The organism is Streptomyces sp. NPDC005899 (assembly GCF_040629645.1).
GTDB lineage: Bacteria > Actinomycetota > Actinomycetes > Streptomycetales > Streptomycetaceae > Streptomyces.
The window spans coordinates 1-1,017 of record NZ_JBEXWB010000717.1 but is presented as its reverse complement, the minus strand read 5'-3'; the positions used below and the strand labels follow the sequence as shown (position 1 = coordinate 1,017).

The 1,017-nt window shown below is 71.5% G+C and carries 1 protein-coding gene; it reads left to right on the top strand.

Going from position 1 to position 1,017, the window contains the following annotated elements:
- Positions 1 to 193 precede the first annotated feature (193 nt).
- The gene (locus ABZ371_RS32890) at positions 194 to 823 is read left to right on the top strand and encodes a TetR/AcrR family transcriptional regulator (RefSeq protein ID WP_358686654.1); all 630 of its coding nucleotides are present in this window, start codon (positions 194 to 196) and stop codon (positions 821 to 823) included.
- Positions 824 to 1,017 lie beyond the last annotated feature (194 nt).

Genomic DNA, 1,017 nt, shown 5'->3' with positions numbered 1-1,017 from the left:
TCGTCTGGCTCGCGGGGGGGTTCTACACCTCGTCCCAGTTCGCGGTCGAGGCGCTGTTCGGGTACCGGCAGGGCGGCCCCTTGCCGTATCGATACGCCAGTGTACCGATACGGCGGCGTATCGGTACACGGCCGTATCGGTACACTGGCGTATCGGAAGCCCCCGTCGCAGCCGCGCGCAGAGAGGGAAGCACATGCAGCCGTCCGGCCCCGTCCAGGAGTCAGCGCCGTCGTCCCGCCGGTCGAAGATCACACCGGAGCGGGCACAGGAGCTCTACACGGCCGTACTGGACCTGCTGCGCGAGGGCGGCTACGAGTCCCTCACCATGGAGGGCGTCGCCTCGCGGACCCGGTGCGGCAAGTCGACCCTCTACCGCCAGTGGGGTTCCAAGCCCGAGCTGGTCGTCGCCGCCCTGCGCTGCACCCGCACGCCCACGCTGACCCACATCGACACCGGCACCCTGAGCGGCGACCTGCACGAGGCGGTAAGGGCCATCGACGCCGCCTCCAACCGGGACACGGCCCTGATGCACGCCCTGAGCCACGCGGCCCTGCACAATCCGGGGCTGCTGTGCGCGTTGCGCGAGGCGCTCATCGCGCCTTCGATCGCCGCGATCGACGCGATGGTGGAGCGCGCCGTCGCACGCGGCGAGGTGGCCGCCGACAACCCCGCCACGCCCTTCGTCGCCGCCCAGCTGCTCGGGGTCATGCGCGCCCGGCCGCTCCTGGAGGGGCGCTACGGCGAGACGGGGTTCCTCACCCGCTTCATCGAGTGCGCCGTGCTCCCCGCCCTGCTCACCCCCGTGCCCCCACCCGGGTCCTGACGAACGTGGGCCGTCGTCCGAGCGGATGACGAGGGCCCGCCGCGCCGCACCGTGGGGACGGGGTCGGCGCACCTCCGGCCGGCGGGGGGGGTACGCAGACCCCGCCCGGGCCGGGGGCCGCCCTCCCGGCCCACTCAACACCCCACCAAAGGGGAAGGAATGAAATAGGGATAAAGGGGGATTTATTTAAAAAG